We start from the raw sequence: 22,283 nt of genomic DNA on the forward strand, positions 1-22,283 counted from the left end.
GATCTGCTCCGTTGCGTGTTGGTTCGCACTACACCCGACGGCCATGATCCTCTTTGACATTTCTCAAAGTCTGCAGATCAGCGATCGAGAAAGAGAACGATGGCGATCGCAACGGAGGAGAGGATCGCCGACAGCGTCGCGCCGCGCTGAAGCACGCCCATGCGATAGAGCACGAGGGCGAAGACGATGATGATGGGGGTGGCGACGGAAAGGCCGATCTGTGCGTCTGTCATCGGAAGGCTCCTTTGTCGTCAGCCAATAGCCCCGCCCCTTGGCCGCTTCTTTGCTCAATCGCAAAGACAGGGTCAGCGCCCGCGCCTAGCTCGAACGATGTTTTTTCAACGGAGGCGCTGACATGGATGCCCGCAGTCATCCGATTGCCGCAACGGCGGAAGAGGACACGACGGACGCCTTGCTGCTCTGGGTGCTCGTCTGGAGCGAACTTGCCGCCTTCGGCATTCTGCTTGTCGGTTTCCTGATCGTGGGCCTTCTTCAGCCGGACGCGTTTGCCGCCGCCCGCTCGCATCTCGATCCGCTGCTTGCCGGTATCAACACGCTCGTTCTCCTGACAAGCGGCTGGCAGGCGGCCTTGGCGACGAGACCGAGGGCATCGCTTGAGCAGTGCCGGAGGGCGCTGATGACTGCAGCATTCTTCGGCTTCGCCTTCGCGGCGATCAAGCTCTTCGAATATAGCGCCGAGGCTGGCGTTGCCGGCGATCCTCGGTTCGGCTCCTTCTTCGAGCTCTATTTTCTCGTCACCGGCTTCCATCTGCTGCACGTCGTCTTCGGTGCCTTTGTGCTCGTCATCGTTGCCTGGCGACCGAAACCCGGCAATGTCGCGCTGATCACCACGCTCTGGCACGTGATCGATCTGGTCTGGATCGTGATGTTCCCGCTCGTCTATCTCGTGTGAGTGCCATGACCGATCGCAATCCCAGACAATTGTTCAACACCTGGCTTCTGCTTGCCGGAGCCGTGATTTCGGGCATGACGCTGATGGCGATCGCCGGGCCGGCCACCCTCGTCATCGTCGTGTTGCTCGGGCTCGCGATCGTCAAAAGCCGATTCGTCGCGCTCGATTTCATGGGGCTCCGGCAGGCGCCGTCGGCCCTTCGTCTTGGCCTTTTGATTTGGCCCGCAGCGCTGGTCTTCGTCGCTGCAGCGAAGCTGGTCCTGAGCACTCTTCTCTTCAGCTGAGGCGACCCGCGGACTTGTTTGCCGAAACGCAAAGAAGCCGCCGCCGATTTCCCTAGACATGGGTTCGCCCCGATTGTTGCCGGCTGCGCCGCACGGGGAGGGGATCAGATCAGCCGGCCGCACTCTCAGCGGCCAACTGAAATCGAAAGGACCACGTGATGGCAGAACGCCTCACCAAAACCGGGGCCCGTAACGTCTTTTACGGCGGGTCCTTCTTTTTCTTCGCAATCTTTGTCGGGCTGACCGCCCACAGCCACTACTACATGCGCACGACCTCGACGGATGAAACGACGCTGACCGATGCGGTCGCACGCGGCAAACACGTCTGGGAAAAGAACTCCTGTATCAACTGCCACACGTTGCTCGGTGAGGGCGCCTATTTCGCGCCCGAGCTCGGCAATGTCTGGAAGCGCTTCGGCGGCGAGGCCGATCCGGATGGCGCCCGAGATACGCTTAAGGCCTGGATGGCTGCCCAGCCGACCGGCATCGAGGGACGGCGGCAGATGCCGCAGTTCAATCTCACCGAACAGGAACTCAACGACCTCGCCGACTTCCTCGAATGGACGAGCCGCATCAAGACCCAGAACTGGCCGCCGAACGAGGCAGGCTAAGCGAACCGATTGGAGTGTGACACCATGAAATACCAAACCCAAAAGGTCGCGATGCTCTACTTCTACGGAGCGCTCGGCCTGTTCCTCGCCCAGGTGCTGTTCGGCGTGCTTGCCGGCACCATCTACGTCCTGCCCAACACGCTCTCCGAGCTGCTGCCCTTCAACATCGTGCGCATGGTCCACACCAACGCGCTGATCGTCTGGCTGCTCATGGGCTTCATGGGCGCGACCTACTATCTGCTGCCGGAAGAGGCGGAAACCGAGCTCTACAGCACGAAGATCGCCATCGCGCAGTTCTGGATCTTCCTGATCGCCGCGGCCATCGCCGTCGTCGGCTACCTCATGCACATCCACGAGGGGCGTGAGTTCCTCGAGCAGCCCTTCGCGATCAAGGTCGGCATCGTCATCGTCGCGCTGATGTTCCTCTACAATATCACGCTGACGGTGCTGAAAGGCCGCAAGACGACCGTCACCAACATCCTGATCTTTGGGCTCTGGGGTGTGGCGATCTTCTTCCTCTTCGCCTTCTACAATCCGATCAACCTGGCGCTCGACAAGATGTACTGGTGGTACGTCGTCCATCTCTGGGTCGAAGGCGTCTGGGAACTGATCATGGCATCGGTGCTCGCCTTCCTGATGATCAAGCTCAACGGCATCGACCGTGAGGTCGTCGAAAAGTGGCTCTATGTCATCGTCGGCCTGGCGCTCTTCTCCGGTATCCTCGGCACAGGCCACCACTACTACTGGATCGGCGCGCCGGGTTACTGGCAGTGGATCGGTTCGCTGTTCTCGACGCTGGAAGTGGCACCCTTCTTCACCATGGTGGTCTTCACCTTCGTGATGACCTGGAAGGCCGGCCGCAAGCATCCGAACCGCGCAGCCCTCCTCTGGTCGATCGGCTGCTCGGTCATGGCCTTCTTCGGTGCCGGCGTCTGGGGCTTCCTGCACACGCTGTCTTCGGTGAACTACTACACCCACGGCACCCAGGTGACCGCGGCCCACGGACACCTCGCCTTCTTCGGCGCCTATGTGATGCTGAACCTTGCGGTCATGGCCTACGCCATTCCGGAAATCCGCGGCCGTGCGCCCTATAACCAGTGGCTGTCGATGGTGAGCTTCTGGATCATGTGCACCGCCATGTCGGTCATGACCTTCGCGCTCACATTCGCCGGTGTCCTCCAGGCGCATCTGCAGCGCGTGCTCGGCGAAAGCTACATGGACGTCCAGGACCAGCTGGCGCTGTTCTACTGGATCCGCCTCGGCTCGGGTGCCGTCGTCCTGATCTCGGCGCTGATGTTCATCTGGGCGGTTCTGATGCCCGGCCGCGAGCGCAGCGAGAAGCTCGCCGGCGTCGTCCAGCCCGCCGAATGACCGATCAGCCGGCGCGGTTCGCCGCGCCGGCATCTCCCCAAGAATTCCCAGCATGGAGAACTTGCCATGAGCCCTGTCCAATCTGCCGTCAGTCGCGCGGCGCTCGATATCCCCGCCTATAGTCCCTCCGGCAATGAATGCGCGCTGTTTGAAAGCGCCTGGGTGCGGCAGCTGCCGCTCCTCTTGAAGGGACCGACCGGATGCGGCAAGACCCGCTTCGTCAGCCACATGGCGGCGACGCTCGGCCTGCCGCTTTCGACCGTATCCTGCCATGACGATCTCGCCGCCGCCGACCTTACCGGTCGCTATCTGCTCAAGGGTGGCGACACCGTCTGGGTCGACGGCCCGCTCACCCGCGCCGTGCGCAACGGCGGCGTCTGCTATCTCGACGAGATCGTGGAGGCTCGCAAGGACGTGGCCGTCGTCCTGCATCCGCTGACCGACGACCGCCGCATGCTGCCGCTCGAGCGTACCGGCGAACTGCTCGAAGCACCGTCGAGCTTCATGCTGATCGTTTCCTATAACCCCGGTTACCAGAACCTGCTGAAGAGCCTGAAGCCCAGCACAAGGCAACGTTTCGTGGCGATCGAGTTCGATTTCCTGCCGCGCAACGCGGAGATTTCAGTCGTTTCGCAGGAGAGCGGCCTGCTGGAGAGCCAGGTCGCGCCGCTCGTCAACCTTGCGCAGCGGCTGCGCGCCCTGAAGGGGCATGACCTCGAAGAGGGGGTGTCGACCCGGCTGCTCGTTTATTGCGCCTCGCTCATCGATGCCGGAATGCCGGTCAAGGATGCGGTGCGCGCCGCGATGATCGAACCGCTCACCGACGAACCGGATGTGCGTGCAGCCCTTCTCGAAGTGGCCGGTTCGCTGATCGCGTGAGGTGAACCATGCTTGATTTCCTCGAGCTCGAAGAAACCGTCGGACGGGCCTGGCACCGTTTCGTCGGCAACACCAGAACCTGGCGGCGTTATCCGGAAGAGGCGGTGAATCTCGCCGACATGCTGCCGGTACTCGGCGTCTCCTTTCGCGGACATGGCGGCGAGGCGGCGGTGCAGATCGTGCCCGCTCGCGGACGCACGTCGACCCATCGCCTACGATGGCGGCAGCGCATGGGGCTCGGCGAAGAAAAACTCGTCCAGCCGGCGCGTGACCACGCGTCGCTGATGCTGCCGGGCGAGATCGACCTTTTTCCGACGAAAGACCTGAACCGGGACCTCTATCACTGGCTCGTCGCCTATATGGCGACGATGCCGATCGACCCTGTCAACGAGACCGATCCGCTCCGTCGTGACCTTGCGCTGGTATCGCGCGCGCTGGAAACGGTCGAAGAAGTCTTCCAGCGGTTCCCAGGCCTTAGGCGGCGCTATCGGCGTCTCGCCGAGGCAACACTTGCCGAGCGGCAAAGGGGGGCGTTGCCGTCGGTCGAGCAACATCTCGAAAACCGTATCCTGCGCCTGTTGCGCAAGACGACGGGGGAAGTAGACACCACGCTGCCCTTCATTTTCCCGCACCGCGCGCCGCCCGGCTACCTGCCGATGCTGCCGATGCCGCTCTGGCCGGATACGATGCTGCGCACCGAAACCACGACCGTGCGCGACGAGGATGTCGCCGCGGCGCCAGGCACGCAGAGTGCGGGTGTCGAGGTCGAACGCCACGTCGCGGTGCGCGAAAACCCCGAGAACCGCAAGGGCGAACGCAGCCCCTTCATCCTCAATCGCTTCGAGAAGATCCTGGCCATGGCGGAGATGGTCAACGTCGACCGCCCCGGCGACGACAGCGACGACCATGACAGCAAGGCCGCCGAGGAACTCGACGACATGACGCTCGGCGAGCGGAAGGGACGGCCCTCGGCGCGCTTCCGCTTCGATCTCGATCTGCCGCCGGAAGCCGTCAATCCGACACCGCTGACGGCCGAGCTGACCTATCCCGAATGGAACTACCGGACCGGGCAGTACCTCAAGGACCATTGCCGCGTGCTGGCCATGCCGGCTTCCGCTGAGGCGGAGCGGAGCGAACTGACGGAGGAAAGCAGGAGCCTTATCCGCCGGGTGCGGCGCCAGTTCGAAGTGCTGCGCCCGCGGCACGAGATGCTGCGCGCCCAACTTGACGGCGCCGATCTCGATCTCGACGCGGTCGTGCGCGCCCGCACCGATCTCGCCGCCGGTGGCCAGGGCAGCGACCGCATCCATCTGATGAGCCGGCCGCAGGTGCATGACCTGGCGGTGACGATCCTCGTCGACGTGTCGCTGTCGACCGATTCCTGGTCCGATAATCGGCGGGTTCTCGACGTGGAAAAAGAAGCCCTGCTCATCCTTGCGCACGGGCTCTCGGCCTGCGGCGACAACCACTCGATCCTGACCTTCACCTCAAGGCGGCGTGACTGGGTGCGGGTGGAAACCGTGAAGGCCTTCAACGAGGCGATGGGGCCGCTGGTCGAAGCTCGCATTGCCGCACTGAAGCCCGGCTACTATACCCGCATCGGTGCCGCGATCCGGCATGCCTCGGCCGAGCTTCGTCGGCAGCCGAACCGCAAAAAGCTCTTGCTTGTTTTGACCGACGGCAAGCCCAACGATATCGACCACTATGAGGGGCGTTTTGCGCTTGAAGACAGCCGTCGCGCCGTCACGGAGGCACGACGCAGCGGCATAAACACCTTTGCCGTCACCGTCGACCGGGAGGCGAAGTCCTACGTGCCCGCCATGTTCGGCCAGAACGGCTACGCGGTGGTCGGCAACATCTCGCGGCTGCCGGCGGCACTGCCGGCGATCTACCGCAATCTGGTCGGTTGAGATCCAACACAAAACACGGAGGCTGGCCTTCGCCCAGGCCTCCGGGTGAGGCCTCCTTGTCCCGAATGCTGATCGCGTCTAGAATCAATCGCTCCCTCATCTCTGCGTTGTTTTGGCCCTCGCGGCATCTGGCCGTGAGACCTTCAACTGCAGCATTCTCACAGAAGTTGACGCATGTTTGAGATTCGTAGCGCAAGAGACGAGGACCATCCGGCGATCGTCGAGCTTTGGCACCAGGGGTGGCATCAAGCTCATGCCCATCTCGTTCCCGCAGGGATATTGCCGTTTCGCACACTCGAGCATTTTGCCCTTTGGCTGGCACAGGCTGGCGACGAATTCTACGTTGCTGCAGATCAGGGTGTGCTCGGGTTCGTTTCGGTAAAAGATGCTGAGATCGTGAAGCTCTACGTGGGCGAGAGCGCTCGCGGAACCGGCCTTGCCAGCGCACTGCTCTCCTTCGCCGCGACACTCCAGCGAAAAAGGGGTGTAGAAGAAGCGGAACTGTTTTGCACCGCGGGCAACGCGCGTGCCCAGGCGTTTTATGAGCGGGAAGGATGGCTGCTATCCCGCTCGTTTGTAGACGCCCTCTGGCTTCCAGAGGACGTCATGGGCCGGTTTGCTGTTGAAACCCACCACTATCGCAAAACGTTGAAGCCGTCGGACTGAGTGATTTCGCTGGGACTGGTCAGTCACGCCGCCTTGCTATGCACCCTCTGGGACTCGTCGATATAGGCATCGAAGGCCGCCGCCACCGCGCGGATGACGAAGCGGTGCTCGGGCCTGACCGTGATGACACCATCAGCAATATCGATCACACCGTCCTGTTGCAGTTCGGCCAACTTGCCGTTACCGCCTGCGAACGATTGCCAGTCCCGGCCATGCGCTGCGGCGATTGCGGAAATATCCGCGCTGAAATCGCACATCAGCCGTTCGATGATCGCGGCGCGCAAACGGTCCTCGTTGGTCAGGCGGTAGCCCTTGGTGGTTGCGAGGCGACCGGATGCGATGCGGCTTGCAAAGACGCCGGGGGGCACCTCGTTCTGGACATAACCGTCGTGCGAGCGGCCGATTGCCGAGGCGCCGAAACCGATCAGCGTTTCGCAAGTGTCGGTGGTATAGCCCTGGAAGTTGCGGCGGAGTTGCCCAGCCTCCTGGGCGGTGACGAGATCGTCGTCAGGCAAGGCAAAATGATCGAGGCCGATCTGGCGGTAGCCCGCTTTGACCAGCGCTTCGCTGATCGCCATTGCCTGTTCGGCGCGGGCAGCACTGTCGGGCAGCGCGTTCTCGTCGATCATGCGCTGGTGCTTCTTGAAGCTCGGCACATGGGCGTAACCGAAAACCGCGAACCGTTCCGGCCGCATCGAAACGGCCGCTTCGACAGTCTCGACGCAGGAGCGCACTGTCTGATGCGGCAGGCCGTAGATCAGGTCGAAATTGATCCCACCGATACCGGCGCCGCGCAAATGGTCGACGGCTTCCGCAGTCTGCTTTTCGCTTTGAATGCGGTTGATCGCTTTCTGCACGATCGGATCGAAGCTCTGCACGCCGAGGCTCGCACGCCGGACGCCGCCTTCGCCGAGTGCCTCGGCCATGGCAAGCGTCAGCCGGCGCGGATCGATCTCGACGGCGACATTGGCCGATGGTGACAGCGCGAAGCGCTCGCGCATCAACGCCATCAGCGCCAGGAATTCGCGCGGCTCGATGATCGTCGGCGTGCCGCCGCCAAAGTGTATCTCCGATACTGGAAGCGGCCGGCCAATGGTATCGGCGACCATGCAGATCTCGTCTCGGAGCACCTCGAGATAATCGAGGATCGGATCGTCCTTCTTGGTGATCGTCGTGTGGCAGCCGCAGTACCAGCACATGGAACGACAGAAGGGAATGTGCAGGTAGAGCGACACGTTCTGTCCCCGGGGGATCGCCTTCAGCCAGTCGCCGTAGGTGTGATCGTCGACGTCAGCGGCAAAGCGCGGTGCGGTCGGGTAACTCGTGTAGCGCGGCAGGCGCATTTCACCGTATTTCAGGAGCGCGGAAGCTAACATTTCGTCCTCATCTGGGTGGCGATGGATAAAGCTTTTCTAGGCCGCGCGGGCGGGCACCTCTTTGCGAAAAGTCAAGGACGGGGTTGGTCGAGGCCAAAGCGAGATTTGTTTGCGCTTCGACAAAATGTCGCGGCCGCGCTGTCGCTAGGTTGCGGAAATCCGGGGCGTGTGCGCCGGCGTTTCCCGGATCATCATCAAACGACGGCGCTCAGAAGCGGATGACCATGACCATTGCAGAGACCGACAAGCCCTTTATCGACGTGCGGACGATCCCGCCGGTAGAACGCCATCCGAAAATCTTCGGCATGTTGAACGCGCTTGCCGAGGGTGGCGCCTTCATCATCGTCAACGACCACGATCCGCGCCCGCTGCACTATCAGCTCGAAACCCGCTATCCGGGCGAATTCACCTGGGAATATCTCGAGCAGGGACCTGACGTCTGGCGTGTGGAAATCGGCCGGCAGCAGTCCTCCGGCTGTGACTGCTGCTGCGGCGGGCACTGAGCCCCTGGTGTCCTTCAAGAGCGGGGTGAGAAAAAGCGTGAGTCATTTTCCGCTCCCATCCCGCTCTCACTTACCAGAATCGATCGCGCTTGCTTGGCCTAACCAGCGCCATCGTGATCCGAGGGTTGAACCACCATGTTCGCAGCCACGCTATCCCGCTGGACCATGTCCTATTTCGCGGCCGCGCTGATTTTCCTCGTCCTTGGCGAGACCATGATGGTCCTCGGCTTCGGCTATCCGGTCTTGGCCCTTGAGGCGCCCGAAACGCTGGCGCTCGTCCATGTTGTCGTTCTGGGTTGGCTGAGCTTGCTGATGACCGGCGCATTGCTGCAATTCGTGCCTGTTCTCGTCGGCCAGCCGCTATCCTTGCCGAGCGTCGCTTTGCCGGCGCTGCTCTTTCTTATCGTCGGCATCGCCAGCCTGGCGCTCGGTTTTATCAGCCTTTCCGGCGCGATCGATCTTCCGGTGATGCTGCTTCCTCTTGGAGCCGCTTTCTCGATCGTCGGCTTTTCGGTGCTCGGCTTTTCCTTCGCGGTCACGCTTTGGCATTCACGCCCCCTGTCACTCCCGGCCCGCTTCGTCGCGGTCGGCCTTGCCGCTCTCTTCGGCACAATGCTGCTCGGCGGCGTCTATGCCGGTGTGCTCTCGGGCCTGATCGACGCGGAGGGTGCGATCGACCTCACGGTCGACGGTCTTTCCCTACATGCTTCGCTCGGCCTTTGCGGCTGGTTGAGCTTCAGCACGATGGGTGTCAGCTATCGGCTTTTGACCATGTTCATGTTGTCGCCGGACAAGGAACGGACGAGCAGCCGGCTGGTCTTCGCGCTCGGCACCCTTTCCCTCGGCCTTCTGGCGGCAGCAGTGCCTGTCATTCTCGTGGGCAGTATTGGCCGCTCGCCGCTTCTCCTCCTTGCCGTCGGTTCCGGCGTGGCCGTGGTCGCGATCTATGTCGGCGATATCTGGCGCATCTATCGCGAACGCCGGCGCAAGGCGATCGAGCTCAACAGCCGCGCCAGCATCGGCGCCTTCGCGTCGCTCGTCGCCGCGAGCCTGCTCTTTGTCGCCCTGCTGGCCGCCGGCCGCCTCGGTGAGGCTATCGGCGCTGTCGTTTATCTCGTCGCTTTTGGCTGGCTGACGGGCATGGGCCTCGCCCAGCTTTACAAGATCGTACCGTTCATGACCTGGCTCGAATGCTACGGCCCGGCGCTTGGGCGCCTGCCGACCCCGAGGGTCCAGGACCTCGTCAGCGAAACGTCTGCCCTTCGCTGGTTCCGGCTCTTTTATCTGACGGTCGCGGTGGGCACGCTCGCGCTCCTGATCGGCAGCGCGCCTCTCTTTCGTTTTGCAAGTCTCGGCCAGTTGATTGCCGTCAATGCGCTCATCCTCGAGTTCGTGCGAACACGGCGACTGATCAACGTTCCGGCCGAGCTTCGATTGCCTGACGGACTAGTTCGGCCAGGCCTGTTTCTGCCATCCATTCCTCACGGAGGTTCCCATGAGCCAAGATCCCTATGAACTCGACGTACGGCCGCACTTGCGCGGCGGCAGCGATCCGTTCCAGGCCATTATGAACGCAGTCGATAGCCTCGCGCCGGGCCAGGCGTTGAAGCTGATCGCAACCTTCCGGCCCGTTCCGCTTTTCAGCGTCATGGCAGGTCGCGGCTTTACCCATCAGGACCGCCCGCTCGACAATGGCGACTGGGAGGTTCTGTTTACGCCGGAAGGGGAGGTCGAGGGGATCAGGCTTTCGGCCGGTGAAACGGAACTCGACACCTGGCCCGATCCGAGCCGGCAGCTCGATCTGACGGAGCTCGATCCGCCTGAACCGATGGTGCGCATCCTGGCGACGGCCGAGAAGATGGCCGAAGGCGAGGTTCTGTTCGCCTTGCTCGCGCGCGAGCCGCTGTTCCTCTATCCGGAACTCGCCAAGCGCGGCCACAAATGGGCGGGCAATTTCGATACGACCGGCGAGACCTATCGGATCCTCATTCGCATCGGCGGGAGACGTTCCCATGTCGGCGCCTGAAAACCTGGACCTCGAAGCCAAGATCCGCGATGCCTTGCGCATCATCATCGACCCCGAAATGGGCAAGAACGTCGTCGATCTCGGCCTAATCTATGACATCGACGTGCAGGAGGGCGGCATTGCCCGCGTCACCATGACGACGACGATCAAAGGCTGCCCGGCAACCGCGTTCCTCAAGGAAGCGGTGCAGAACTGCGTTTGGTATGTGCCGGGCGTCGAATATGCCGAGGTCCGCCTGACTTACGAACCGCCGTGGACGCCTGAGATGATGGCAGACGGCGCGACGGAATTTGCCCACGGCAGCATCTTCTAAGGACCAGCCTTGTAGACCTTGTAGAAAAGAAAAGGCGCCGCATCTGCGGCGCCTTTTGCATTTGGTTACTGACGTGCGGTCAGGGCGAGGCGCGGGGCATGCGGCGTTCGCGCACCAGCATAGGTCCGTATTCCAGCGTGAACAATGCGAAGGCGGCGATCCACAACACACCCGAAAGCGCAATTAGATGGTGGTAGTGAGCCGGCAGCACCTCGGCCAGCGGCCGGATCAGCGCCGCGCCCGCGATTGCGACATAGGAGGCACTGGTGAGTGCCGATCCCACCAGTGGCCGTCCGGTATGGCCGCGCGTGGCGCGCGTCATCACCGCGAGCATCATGAAGGCGATCACACCGACGGTGAGTACATGCATGACCGGGTAGTCGCCGAGGAGCTCGACCGCCCCCGCCGCTATCGCCAGGAAGCCGAGCGGCACGAAGGCGTAAGCCACGTGCAGGACGAAGAGCAGCTTGTCCGGCCAGGTCGGCGATCCATGCCAGCGCAGCAACCGTACCGTATGAAAGGAGGAGGCGATGAGCGCGATTGCCGCCGTGATGATATGAACGGGCGCGAAGGTCCAGGCGCCGAGCGCCGCAACGCCGATTAGGATCGCTGCGGTGTCGAACCGATTGTAGGGAACCGGGAAATCGGTGCGGCCGACCTTGTTCAGCCAGTTGCGGGTAAAGCTCGGCACGATGCGCCCGCCGACGATCATGATCAGCATGGTGTAGGCCCCGATCGCCAGCCGCGCTGCGGCGTCGACATCGAGATTGCCGAGGACCGAGAGGTGGAACCAGATATTGGCGGCGGACAAAATTATGAGCCCGCCGATCACCTTGAGGTCCTTCCACTTGCGACCGACGATCACCTCGCGCGCGCAGATCAGCAACAGCACCGGCAGAAACAGAGCTTCGACAGCGGCTGCGACGGGTAGGCCGATGATGCCGCTCGACAGGAGAGCAACCCGGCCAATGGCCCAGAGCCCGAAGAGGGCCGCGAGCGGTCGGCCGGAAACCGGCAGCCTTCCGGTCCAGTTCGGGATCGCCGTCAACAGAAAGCCGCCGAGAACGGCGGAGGAAAAGCCGAAGAGCATCTCGTGCGCGTGCCAATGGGCGGCACCGTAGTCGCCGGCTAGGTCCAGCCCGAGAATCAGCGCGGCGATCCACAGCGCCATGGCGCCGATCGCCCACAGAGCGGCTGCGAGAAAGAACGGCCGGAAGCCATAGGAGAAAAGCACTGGGCCGGTGGTCGAGAGCCCGCGCGGAATGCCGCCGCTTGGTTTCGGTCTTATCAATCTGTCCAACATGGTCGTGGTCCTCGTCGTGCGTCCTTGCGGATTTGCGGATGAGGCTTGATCTATCAATGGGTTCGAAGGCCCTCTTTGCGAAAACGCAAGTATCGCTGCCCGGTCGGAACCGCCGACGTCGCAAGGCGTAAGGAAAAGCGATCTCCTCGCAACGATTTGTTCCAAGACAAAGACGCGATTCGTCTGTGGTTCTACTTCTCTAGTGACTGCTGGGGGACCGGTGGTCGAGACCGGAGGTGAGGCCGCCCAAGTCGGCGCCGCCCACCCTAACGCGCTGAATACAGGCGCGTTTCGCAGAGGGCCAATCCCGGCCGCTGGAACGCGCCGAAGGAGAGCAAGATGACTGAACAACTTCAGATGACCCGCCGGACGATGCTTGCCGGCGCTGCCCTGGCGGGCGCGGTTGCGCCGCTTCTCCATACCGCCCAGGCACATGCTGCCGGCGCCGCCGCGGCAGCCGGTGCTGCCCCCGTCGACATCTCGACGCTGCCGCGCGTGAAGGTCGATCTCGTCAAGCCGCCTTTCGTGCACGCCCATGAACAGGTCGCCAAGACCGGACCGCGCGTCGTCGAGTTCACCATGACGATTGAGGAAAAGAAGCTGGTGATCGACCGCGAGGGCACCGAGATCCACGCGATGACCTTCAACGGTTCGGTGCCCGGTCCGCTGATGGTGGTGCATGAGAACGACTATGTCGAACTGCGGCTGATCAACCCCGAGACCAACACCCTGCTGCACAATATCGACTTCCATGCCGCAACCGGTGCGCTCGGCGGCGGGGCGCTGACGCAGGTGAACCCGGGCGAGGAAACCACGCTGCGCTTCAAGGCGACCAAGCCCGGCGTCTTCGTCTACCATTGCGCGCCGGAGGGCATGGTGCCGTGGCACGTCACCTCGGGCATGAACGGCGCCATCATGGTGCTTCCGCGCGACGGCCTTAAGGACGAGAAGGGCCAGCCGCTGACCTACGACAAGATTTACTATGTCGGCGAGCAGGACTTCTACGTGCCGAAGGACGAGGCCGGGAACTACAAGAAGTATGAAACCCCCGGCGAAGCCTACGAGGATGCGGTCAAGGCGATGCGCACGCTCACCCCGACCCACATCGTCTTCAACGGCGCGGTCGGCGCGCTGACCGGCGATCATGCTTTGACCGCGGCCGTGGGCGAGCGCGTGCTCGTCGTCCATTCGCAGGCCAACCGCGATACGCGGCCGCACCTGATCGGCGGACATGGTGACTATGTCTGGGCGACCGGCAAGTTCCGCAACCCGCCGGACCTCGACCAGGAAACCTGGCTCATACCGGGCGGTACCGCGGGCGCTGCCTTCTACACCTTCCGCCAGCCGGGTGTGTACGCCTACGTCAACCACAACCTGATCGAGGCGTTCGAGCTGGGTGCCGCTGGCCACTTCAAGGTCACCGGCGAATGGAACGACGACCTGATGACATCGGTCGTCAAGCCCGCGTCGATGTAGCCGGGTGACAGCGGATGATCGTGGGGCCGCGCCGACAGCGACCCCACGCGCGAACAAAAGTACGCGCCAACAGGCGCGTGCCACTTCCCCCGGAGACCTCCCATGCCCAGCACCAAGAAAACTGCGGTTTCGCTCCTCTCGCTCGCAGCCCCGGCCGTCCTTTTGGCGGCAATCGGCGGCGTGCTTTCGGCGAAGGTGGGGCTGTTCGACGATCTCAAGGACGGCATCGATCCGTCGATCCGGCCGCCGGTGACCGTCACGATTGCGCCGCGTCAGATGAGCTATCGCGCCGAGGGCCACTTCCTGAAGAACGGCTTTGCCGTCGACGCGCCGATCGTGGTTGCCGCCCTCAAGCAGCCGCTCGAGATCATGAAGTATCAGGTGACGCGCGACGACTACGAGCGCTGCGTCGCCGATGGCGGCTGCCAGCAACCGGAAGGCGGCCATGGCGCCGGGCTGTCGGGTGTGCCGATGACCGGGGTCAATTATACCGACGCGACCGATTATGCGGCGTGGCTGACCAAGAAGACGGGCGAGGTCTGGCGCCTTCCGACCGACCAGCAATGGGCCTTCGCCGCCGGGTCCAAATTCCCCGACGATGCGCTGGGGATCGATGGTACCAAGGACAATCCGGCGCTGCGCTGGCTTGCGGACTACGAGCGCGAATCCAGTCGGCAGCGGGCGAAGAACCCGATGCCGCAGCCCTCGGGCGCCTTCGGCGAGAACGAGTACGGCATTGCCGATCTCGACGGCAACGTTTGGGAATGGACCGAGACCTGCCACCGCCGCGTCACGATCGGCGACGATGGCGAGGTGCTGAAGGAGGCTCCCGCTTGCGGCATCTTCGTCGTCAACGGCAAGCATAGGGCGTCGATGAGCTTTTTCATCCGGGATCCGAAGAGCGGCGGCTGTGCGGTCGGCGTCCCGCCTGACAATCTCGGCTTCCGGCTCGTGCGCGACGGCCGCTGGTATTCGGGCTATCTCTATGCCTTCGAACGCCGGTTTCAGGGTGCGGGCTGAGATGGGACGGCCGATGAAATTGCTGGGAAAACCCTCTCTAGTGCATAAATGCCGGGTCCTTTTGCAGGACCCGGCGCTATGCTAGAGCAGAGGCAATTCTAATCGGCAGGATGTAGGGCCAACGTGGCTGCACTCGATCGCACACTCGTCAAATCGCTCCCTCTGTTTCAGAAGATGAGCGACCCGGAACTGGACACGCTGCTGACGCGCGCCACGGTGCGGCGCGTGCCGCAGAACGAGGCCGTGTTCGAACAAGGTGCGACGGCCGATTTCTTCTTCCTGTTGCTGAATGGTCGGCTGAAGGTGACCCAGGTCACCAAGGACGGGCAACAGATCATCGTGCGGGTCGTCAATCCCGGCGATCTCTTCGGTTTTGCCCGGGCGCTGCAACGCAGCGACTATCCGGGCACGGCGACGGCGGCGACCGAAAGCCTGGTCCTCGCCTGGCCGACGGAACTCTGGAACATCTTCGTCGAGAAAAATCCGCATCTTGCGGTCAATGCCCTCCATACGATCGGCCAGCGCCTCGACGAGGCCCATACCCGTATCCGCGAAATGTCGACCGAAGAAGTCGAGCGCCGCGTCGCACACACGGTGCTTCGGCTGGCCGAACAGGCCGGAAAACCGGAAAGCGGCGGCATCCGCATCGATTTTCCGATCTCGCGTCAGGACATCGCCGAGATGACCGGAACGACGCTGCACACGGTCTCGCGCATCCTCAGCGCTTGGGAGGGGCGGGGCCTCGTCGTCGGCGGACGGCAGAAGCTGACGCTGAAGGACATCCCCGGGCTGCGGCGCCTGGCCGAGCGGGCCGACAGCTAAAAAACGCCTGTGCCCTTGATTGCCTCTACAAGGAATTGGGGCCGTCCGTCGCAGGAACCACTGATCATCAGCCCTTCAACGACCGCTCGTCTCCCGAACACTGGTGATGCAGGTCCATGGATGGTTGAATCGGCTCGCGTAATTCACCAGTATCGGCAATTGCATGACAATGGCCATGACATGGGGGATGGTGTGGTTCGATTTAGCATGCGTGCTGGCCGCCGGCGGCGGACGTTCGGGCGCGCACTTTTGTCGGTGGGGATGCTGACGGTCGCTGGCTGTGCCCGGGATCCGCTTGCGCCTTCGATCGTGGTGTTCGGCTCGTATTTTCCAGCCTGGCTGCTCTGTGCCGGGCTCGGTATCGTCACGACGGTCGTCGCAAGGCTGATCCTCGTACACGCCGGCATCGACGAACACCTGCCGGCGCCGCTTCTCGTCTACCTCTCGCTCGCGCTCACCACCAGCATCGTCTATTGGTTCCTGGCCTTTGGCGGAGCGCCGCATTGAGTGCCGGTGATCTCTTCCGGCGCGCGGTCGCGCGTGTGCTCGGCCCGCTCATCATCGCCAGCGCGGCCTTCGCGGTCTATTTCGCTTTCTGGCAGGTCGATCGCAGCCCGCGCACGGACGTCGCTGAAATCGACGCGCCGACGGTCGCGATCGCCGCGAGCGTGCCGGGCCGGGTAATCGCCGTCGAGGTGCGCAACAATGCGAGCGTGAAGAAGGGCGACGTGCTCTTCCGCCTCGATCCGGAACCCTATCGCCTTCGCCTCGAGCAGGCGCAGGCCGAACTGACGGCGACGCAGTCGGAAGTGGCGCAGGGAGAGCGCAATCTCGATCTCGAGCGTGCCAATGCCGACGTCGCCGACCGACAGATCGCCCGTGCAAAGAACAATGTCATGCTCGCGCGCCAGACACAGGAGCGGCTGGAGCCGCTCTTGCCGAAGCGGTTCGTGACGGCGCAGCAGGTCGACGAGGCGCGTACCGCCGTCAAGGATGCCGAGGTCAGCCTTGCTCAGGCGTTGCAGTCGGCCCATGGCGCAAACCGGGTGATCGGCACCCTCGATACCCGCAAGGCCCAGGCCGATGTCGCGCGGGCGACGGTCGCGCTTGCCGAGCGGGACCTGGAGAACACAATTGTTCGGGCGCCGTTCGACGGCAAGATCGTCGGCTTGCGCACGACCGTCGGCAAGGTCGTGGTTCCTGCCGAAACGCTGTTTACCCTGATCGACACGGCCGAATGGGAGACCGTCGCCTTCTTCCGCGAAACGGAACTCAAGGCGATCGCCATCGGCAGCCGCGCCGATGTCTTCGTCATGGCGGATCCGGAGCGTCGTATTTCCGGCACGGTCGAGGGTGTCGGCTGGGGCGTGCGATCGGAAGATTCGGCCACGATCCTCGGCATACCGATCGTTTCCAACTCGCTGAACTGGGTGCGGGTCGCCAAGCGCTTTCCCGTACATGTGCGACTTGAAAACCCGCCGGAGGACCTGATGCGCGTCGGCGCCTCCGCCGTCGTCGTCATCGGGCCCGCGCGCAACGACGCCGATGCTGTTCCAGCCGCGAAGTAGCGTCCGCTACACGTCGATCCTCTGGGACGAGTTGAAGCCCTATCCGGGCCGGCTGGACCTTTCCCTGCACATGGCGCTGGTCACCACGCTGGTTGCGGTGACGGCGATGGCGCTGCAGGTCCCCGAAGCGGCGATCTCCTGTTATCTCGTCTTTTTCGCTTTCAGAGCCGATGCCGGCTCCGGCATCCTCATCGCCATCGGCTTGCTCGTCGGCGCGACGATCGGGATCTTGCTGGCTATCGTCTGCCTCATGGTCGTGGCGGACGAGCCGGCCTTGCGCCTGGCGCTGGTCGCCTTCTTTACCTTCGGTGGCATGTACCTGACGCAGGCAAGCCGCGCCGGGCCGCCGATCGGCACGGTCGCCATGGTCTTTGCCTTCGTCATGACGCTCTACGACATCGTGCCGATCCCGGAACTGCTGATCCGAGGGCTCGCCTGGATGTGGGTGGTGGTGTTCTTCCCGGTCGTCTACCTGGTCGCGATCCATGTCATCGCCGGCCATAGCCCGGCGCGAAAGCTTCGCTCGGCCATCGCCGAACGGTTGGAAGTGGCAGGTCTGCTTCTGGCCGGCGGAGACGACGCGGCGAAACCTGTGGCTGCGGCATTGCTGGCCAAAGGCAATGGCGAGCTCAACAAATATGCCGGGTTCGCAAAGCTGCTGGCCTTGATGGGCAAGCGCGACGTGGCGTGCATGCAGGCGGCGACGGACGCGTCCTATGATCTGCTGACACTGGCACTCGCCCTATCGCTCGATGAGCGAAGGCCGCGGGAAAATGCTGCGGCGGAGGAGGTTCTTCGCCGCATTGCCGAAGCGATCCGTAGACGCAAGCCGCCCGAACAGGGCTTGGCCGGATCGCCTGATTTTCGGGCCTTCAAAGCCGCTGATCCTCTCCCGGCGCGCCAGGTTGAAAGGATCGTCGACATTTTGGCGGGGGTTGACCAGCCCGCGCTCGCGTCAGGCGCTGTTGAGGAAGGTTTCTTCCTGCCGGATGCTTTCAGCAATCCGCTCTACACGCAGTTCGCGCTGAAGGCGCTGCTTGCGGTGATGATCACCTACATCACCTATACGGCCCTCGATTGGTTTGCGATTCACACCGCGCTGATCACCTGCTTCATGGTGGCGCTTGGGACGACGGGCGAGACCCTGCACAAGCTGACGCTGCGGCTAACGGGCTGCCTGCTTGGCGGCGCCGTTGCGATTGGCTCGACGATCTGGCTCGTGCCGCACATGACGGATATCGGCCAGCTCGCTTTCCTCGTCGGTACGGTCAGCCTCATTGCGGCATGGATTTCCGTCGGTTCGGAGCGCATTTCCTACATCGGCTGGCAGATGGCGCTCTGCTTCTTCCTCGTCGTGTTGCACGGTTTCGGCCCAAACCTGGATCTCAACGAGGCGCGCGATCGCATCATCGGTATCGTCTTCGGCAACTTCGTCGTTTCGGTCGTCTTCTCGACGATCTGGCCGGTCAGCATCGGGCAGGGAATACGCAAGAGCCTTGCCACGAGCGGTGCCACGCTCGCCGATCTGTTAGCGCGTCGCAGCGGCCCCACCCGCGACTATGCCAACCTCATCAGCGGTGTCGCCGGCGCCCTGCGCCAGAGCGAACTGCTGCGTTTCGAGCCGGCAAACGTGCGACGGGGAGACATCGACGCCCGGACGACGGAACGCATTGCCCTCGGCCTGCAGGAGCTGGCCGCCCCCATCGTCGAATTGCGCGAACACGACCGGGCCTTCGGTCCGTTGCGGGGCGCGCCGACGCCGCTGAGACGCGCAGTCCTTGGCTATGAACACGCGGTGGCGCAATGGCTGGACGATCAGGCAGAGGGATTGCAGCAATGGCGCCGGCCGAAGCGCAGTGCTGATCTGGCCCTGGCGCTTCGGCGGCTGAAAGCCCGTCTCGCCCGCGCCCGGAAGGCAAGCGCACATGCCGGAGGTTTTCCCCGGCGAATTCGCGACGAGCTCGCCTGGAGGCTTGAACTCTACGAGAAGATCGAGACTGTGGTTCGGCGGCTGGCGGCGGGGGATGCCTTGGAATGATGGTTTCTGCGGGGGCGAGGTGGGGTTCGGGAGGGGTGATCGCCCTTTGCCGAAGCTTGTGCCGTGCAGCCCGAGGCTCTCTTCTCCTTGGCGCATTGTCGATCCTGGCAGCCTGCACGTCCGCGGCACTCGATGATCTGGCGCCACCGAGCGCCGACCGGCCGGCCGTTTCGGGAACGGGCAACAAGAATGCCTCGAAGGCGAGTGCTGGCGCGCCGGATTTTTCTCTCGCGCCGAACCCTGAGATCCCGATTACGATCGCAACGCCGACGATCGATCCGAAACACGACTACAGCTTGCCGGAACTGGTCGATATCGCCCAGCGAACCAATCCGATCACCCGTGCCGCCTGGCAGCGCGCCCGGCAGGCGGCGATCGCCGTCGGCATGACCGAAGCGGTGTACCTGCCTCTCCTGACGGCCGATGTTCTGGCCGGCCTTGAGCAGACGTCGGCAACCGCCCCCGGCATCGGCGGTCCCATACCGATCGCCCCCGGCACGCTGACGACAACCGGTGCGCAGTTCATTCCGTCCCTGACCGTCAAGTGGCTGCTCCTCGATTTCGGCGGGCGGGATGCGGGGAAAGCGGCGGCGACGCAGTTGGCGTTTGCCGCAAACGTCACCTTCAACGGCACCCACCAGAAGTTGATCTTCGATGTCTCCAACGCCTATTTCGTCCTGACGGCGGCGCGCGTTCAACTGAAGATCGCCCGCCAGACGGTGCAGAATGCCGAGCTTGTTCAGGCGGCCGCCAAGGCGCGCATGGGCCGCGGCATCGCCACATCGATCGAAGTCGCTCAGGCAAACCAGCAGGTGGCACAGGCGCGCTTCAACCTGACCCAATCGCAAGGGCACGAGCGCAATGCCTACATGACGCTTCTCGAAGCGGTCGGGGTCTCGCCAACGCTTGAGATCCGCATCGCCGACGGCAGCAATCGCGCTCTGCCAAAGGCCGTACCCGAAGACCTCAACCGGCTGATTGCGACATCGCTCCAGCGTCGCCCGGATGTGCAGGCGGCTTTTGCTCGCCTGCAGGCCGACAAGAACGGTATTGCGGCCGCCCGCGCGGAGTTCATGCCGAAGGTTGCGCTGGTGGGCAACGTGAACCGCAACATCGGCTCACTCAGCGTCGAAGACACCCGCTTCGACCAGCGCTCGACGATCCGGGTCAACCAGCCGAACGCCAACCTGATGATCGGCCTGAGTTTCCCGATTTACGATGGAGGGTTGCGCGATGCGCGGCTGCAGTCGGCGATGGCACAGGTCGGCGCTGCCGAGCAGGAGATGGCGCAGCTGCAAAACACCGCGGCGCGCGAAGTCGTCGTCGCCTATGATCTGTTACGCACCAGCTTGGCCGGCTATGCGGCAGCAAGCGAGCTGACGACCGCCGCTCAGACGACCTACGATGCTGCGGTCGACTACTACAAGCAGGGCCTGGGCACGATCACCGATGTCAGCATCGCGCAGACGGCGCTGCTGCAGGCGAAAGTCGCAAAGGCGACCGCCTACAGCGACACGCTCGTCGCCGCGGCCAGCCTTGCTTTTGCGACGGGAACGCTGACCAACCGCAATGTGGTCAATCGCTTCTGACGACCCGACGTGACGCGTGATCCACTTCGCTCACCACAGGATCGACGACGCCTCGATCAACAGTCCATCGAACGCGCCAGCAAGGATGCCCGTCACGGCCGTCGTTCCGATATGAGCGGCAAGAATGAGCAGTCCCAGCATAGAGACGGTCGATCCGATCCGGATTGCCGAGACGCGTTCGCTTTCGAAGGTCAACGGAATGGCGACCGGCGTGGATAGTATCGGCCGTGGCGCACCCCGGAGGTTCTCATTTGCCGCACGCAGGAGACGGCGCGGCCTCGGATATTTCAGGCGGCTTTTTTCGCATATTCCGGGATAGGTTTCGCAAACTGAGCTAGGCATCTGACGTGTCCCTGACCAACTGGATTTTGCAGCGATCTTAAGCGCTCCGTCCACGTTGGCCGTTCCCGAGGGAACTCCTAAGTGGAGGGCTTGTTGCCTTCGAGAAGCCGGCGGTGTTTTGCGAGCGCCTGGCCGACAAATTCGGTGAAAGCGCTGACACGGGCCGTGCGCCGCAGATCCTCGTGTGTGAGAAGCCAAAGCTCTCTCGTCATATCGGCGACCGGTGCGCCGATGCGGATGAGACCGGGCGTCGTATCGCCGAGATAGCAGGGCAGGGCCGCAAGACCGATGCCGGCCATTGCCGCTTCGCGCGCCGTGACCAGCGAATCGCAACGCAAGACCGCGGGTCCCGCGAGCGTCGCGCGCATCCATCGTGCCACGCTCGTGGACGCAAGCGCGTCGCCGAGCCCGATCCACTGTTCCCGTGCAATGTCCAGCGTGTCGGCTGTCAGCTCCCGCACGTCGAGATAGGACGGCGCCGCATAGACGGCGAAAGCGACCTTGGCGATCCGGCGACCGACCAAAGCATCCGGTGAATCGACCGCGGGGCGGATGGCAACGTCCGCGTCGCGATGCGAGAGGTTTGCAAGCGCATTCGAGGTGCTGACCTCGAGCAGGACGCCGGGGTGGCGCTGGCGGAAATCCGCCAGGATCGAGGGCAGGATCGACGCCATCAGCGTATCGGTGGTGGTGATCCGCAGGCTACCCTCGAGCCGCAGATCCTGACCCGTCAAGCGGCGCTCGAGCTCCGTGACCGTTTCAGCCATCTGTCGGGCCACCGCCAACAACTCCTCGCCCCCGGCGGTGAGCGTGTAGCCGGACGGGAGGCGGTCAAACAGCCGGACCCCGAGCTTCTGTTCGAACGACCCGACACGCCTCAACACTGTTGTGTGATTGACGCCAAGCGCACGGGCGGCAGCAGCAAGGGAGTTCGCCTCGGCAACCGCCAGGACAAAGCGGAGATCTTCCCAGTCGATACGGTGATGGCTGTGCATGATTGCGCAAACCTAAAACAGGTTGTTCGTCGGATGGGCGAATTTGCACTGCCACCACCGCGTATTGTCAATCGCTTTTCGCAATCGAGTTCCACGGTCACACGACCCATGCGCTCTGGAGCCGTCATTGAATGCGGCTGTGCAAATACGCAGAGGCACTAGGCAAAACGACAGATCGTTCTGCAACGGAGCACCGGCTAATGTTGGTCTCACGATCGGATGGGCCGGTCGGTGGAGCGACACGAGATGATCCCATTCTTCGGCGATCGGGCGCTTAG

At 63.3% G+C, this 22,283-nt stretch carries 22 protein-coding genes; 18 read left to right on the top strand and 4 right to left on the bottom strand.

Going from position 1 to position 22,283, the window contains the following annotated elements:
- Positions 1–77: 77 nt before the first annotated feature.
- On the bottom strand, positions 78–233 hold the full coding sequence (locus M2267_RS23225; RefSeq protein WP_089044838.1) for a hypothetical protein: 156 nt from the start codon (positions 231–233) through the stop codon (positions 78–80).
- A 122-nt stretch (positions 234–355) separates the two neighbouring features.
- Between M2267_RS23225 and M2267_RS23230 the strand changes: the two genes are divergently transcribed.
- The 7 genes from M2267_RS23230 to M2267_RS23260 all read left to right on the top strand — a co-directional run bounded on the left by M2267_RS23230 (position 356) and on the right by M2267_RS23260 (position 6,634).
- Positions 356–913 (top strand): cytochrome c oxidase subunit 3, encoded by a 558-nt coding sequence (locus M2267_RS23230; RefSeq protein WP_429117498.1) that lies wholly within the window; start codon positions 356–358, stop codon positions 911–913.
- 5 nt (positions 914–918) lie between these two features.
- Complete coding sequence (locus M2267_RS23235) at positions 919–1,197, top strand: cytochrome C oxidase subunit IV family protein (protein WP_429117500.1); 279 nt, start codon at positions 919–921, stop codon at positions 1,195–1,197.
- Between the two features lie 158 nt (positions 1,198–1,355).
- A complete protein-coding gene (locus M2267_RS23240; RefSeq protein WP_034790599.1) occupies positions 1,356–1,808 on the top strand; it encodes a c-type cytochrome in 453 nt (150 codons plus the stop codon).
- 24 nt (positions 1,809–1,832) lie between these two features.
- On the top strand, positions 1,833–3,179 hold the full coding sequence (locus tag M2267_RS23245; RefSeq protein ID WP_043616924.1) for a nitric-oxide reductase large subunit: 1,347 nt from the start codon (positions 1,833–1,835) through the stop codon (positions 3,177–3,179).
- A gap of 66 nt (positions 3,180–3,245) precedes the next feature.
- Entirely contained in the window at positions 3,246–4,058 is an 813-nt protein-coding gene (locus tag M2267_RS23250) for a CbbQ/NirQ/NorQ/GpvN family protein (RefSeq protein ID WP_429117503.1), read from the top strand.
- An 8-nt stretch (positions 4,059–4,066) separates the two neighbouring features.
- A complete protein-coding gene (locus tag M2267_RS23255) occupies positions 4,067–5,968 on the top strand; it encodes a nitric oxide reductase activation protein NorD (RefSeq protein WP_429117505.1) in 1,902 nt (633 codons plus the stop codon).
- A 174-nt stretch (positions 5,969–6,142) separates the two neighbouring features.
- The gene (locus tag M2267_RS23260) at positions 6,143–6,634 is read left to right on the top strand and encodes an N-acetyltransferase family protein (RefSeq protein ID WP_429117507.1); all 492 of its coding nucleotides are present in this window, start codon (positions 6,143–6,145) and stop codon (positions 6,632–6,634) included.
- 23 nt (positions 6,635–6,657) lie between these two features.
- Here M2267_RS23260 and hemN read toward each other — a convergent pair whose 3' ends face one another.
- On the bottom strand, positions 6,658–8,010 hold the full coding sequence (gene hemN / locus M2267_RS23265; protein ID WP_429117510.1) for an oxygen-independent coproporphyrinogen III oxidase: 1,353 nt from the start codon (positions 8,008–8,010) through the stop codon (positions 6,658–6,660).
- A gap of 224 nt (positions 8,011–8,234) precedes the next feature.
- On the opposite strand from hemN, the gene M2267_RS23270 reads away from it, so the two are divergent.
- The 4 genes from M2267_RS23270 to M2267_RS23285 all read left to right on the top strand — a co-directional run bounded on the left by M2267_RS23270 (position 8,235) and on the right by M2267_RS23285 (position 10,852).
- The gene (locus M2267_RS23270) at positions 8,235–8,513 is read left to right on the top strand and encodes a DUF2249 domain-containing protein (RefSeq protein ID WP_156134081.1); all 279 of its coding nucleotides are present in this window, start codon (positions 8,235–8,237) and stop codon (positions 8,511–8,513) included.
- Between the two features lie 135 nt (positions 8,514–8,648).
- A complete protein-coding gene (locus M2267_RS23275) occupies positions 8,649–10,028 on the top strand; it encodes a hypothetical protein (protein WP_429117512.1) in 1,380 nt (459 codons plus the stop codon).
- Positions 10,009–10,539 (top strand): DUF2249 domain-containing protein, encoded by a 531-nt coding sequence (locus M2267_RS23280; RefSeq protein WP_043616941.1) that lies wholly within the window; start codon positions 10,009–10,011, stop codon positions 10,537–10,539. The genes M2267_RS23275 and M2267_RS23280 overlap by 20 nt, the downstream gene beginning before the upstream one ends.
- Positions 10,526–10,852 (top strand): metal-sulfur cluster assembly factor, encoded by a 327-nt coding sequence (locus M2267_RS23285; RefSeq protein WP_429117515.1) that lies wholly within the window; start codon positions 10,526–10,528, stop codon positions 10,850–10,852. Before M2267_RS23280 ends, M2267_RS23285 begins: the two co-directional genes overlap by 14 nt.
- 79 nt (positions 10,853–10,931) lie before the next feature.
- Here the strand turns inward: M2267_RS23285 and M2267_RS23290 are convergent, their stop codons facing one another.
- Complete coding sequence (locus tag M2267_RS23290; RefSeq protein ID WP_429117516.1) at positions 10,932–12,155, bottom strand: NnrS family protein; 1,224 nt, start codon at positions 12,153–12,155, stop codon at positions 10,932–10,934.
- Positions 12,156–12,494: 339 nt separating this feature from the next.
- On the opposite strand from M2267_RS23290, the gene nirK reads away from it, so the two are divergent.
- The 7 genes from nirK to M2267_RS23325 all read left to right on the top strand — a co-directional run bounded on the left by nirK (position 12,495) and on the right by M2267_RS23325 (position 20,668).
- On the top strand, positions 12,495–13,631 hold the full coding sequence (gene nirK / locus M2267_RS23295) for a copper-containing nitrite reductase (RefSeq protein WP_429117517.1): 1,137 nt from the start codon (positions 12,495–12,497) through the stop codon (positions 13,629–13,631).
- A gap of 102 nt (positions 13,632–13,733) precedes the next feature.
- Positions 13,734–14,651 carry an SUMF1/EgtB/PvdO family nonheme iron enzyme gene (locus M2267_RS23300; RefSeq protein WP_429117519.1) on the top strand — a complete coding sequence of 306 codons (918 nt, stop codon included), beginning with the start codon at positions 13,734–13,736 and terminating at the stop codon, positions 14,649–14,651.
- A gap of 174 nt (positions 14,652–14,825) precedes the next feature.
- Positions 14,826–15,473: a Crp/Fnr family transcriptional regulator gene (locus M2267_RS23305; protein WP_082006020.1), complete on the top strand. Its 648-nt coding sequence runs from the start codon at positions 14,826–14,828 to the stop codon at positions 15,471–15,473.
- A gap of 261 nt (positions 15,474–15,734) precedes the next feature.
- Positions 15,735–15,980: a YtcA family lipoprotein gene (locus tag M2267_RS23310; RefSeq protein WP_429117521.1), complete on the top strand. Its 246-nt coding sequence runs from the start codon at positions 15,735–15,737 to the stop codon at positions 15,978–15,980.
- A complete protein-coding gene (gene mdtN / locus M2267_RS23315) occupies positions 15,977–17,041 on the top strand; it encodes a multidrug transporter subunit MdtN (protein WP_429117523.1) in 1,065 nt (354 codons plus the stop codon). The genes M2267_RS23310 and mdtN overlap by 4 nt, the downstream gene beginning before the upstream one ends.
- Entirely contained in the window at positions 17,019–19,079 is a 2,061-nt protein-coding gene (locus M2267_RS23320; protein ID WP_429117524.1) for an FUSC family protein, read from the top strand. The genes mdtN and M2267_RS23320 overlap by 23 nt, the downstream gene beginning before the upstream one ends.
- A 95-nt stretch (positions 19,080–19,174) precedes the next feature.
- Entirely contained in the window at positions 19,175–20,668 is a 1,494-nt protein-coding gene (locus M2267_RS23325; protein ID WP_429117526.1) for a TolC family protein, read from the top strand.
- A gap of 419 nt (positions 20,669–21,087) precedes the next feature.
- Here the strand turns inward: M2267_RS23325 and M2267_RS23330 are convergent, their stop codons facing one another.
- Positions 21,088–22,005 carry a LysR family transcriptional regulator gene (locus M2267_RS23330; RefSeq protein ID WP_429117529.1) on the bottom strand — a complete coding sequence of 306 codons (918 nt, stop codon included), beginning with the start codon at positions 22,003–22,005 and terminating at the stop codon, positions 21,088–21,090.
- Positions 22,006–22,283 lie beyond the last annotated feature (278 nt).

Source organism: Ensifer sp. KUDG1, from assembly GCF_050434285.1.
Classification (GTDB): Bacteria; Pseudomonadota; Alphaproteobacteria; order Rhizobiales; family Rhizobiaceae; genus Ensifer.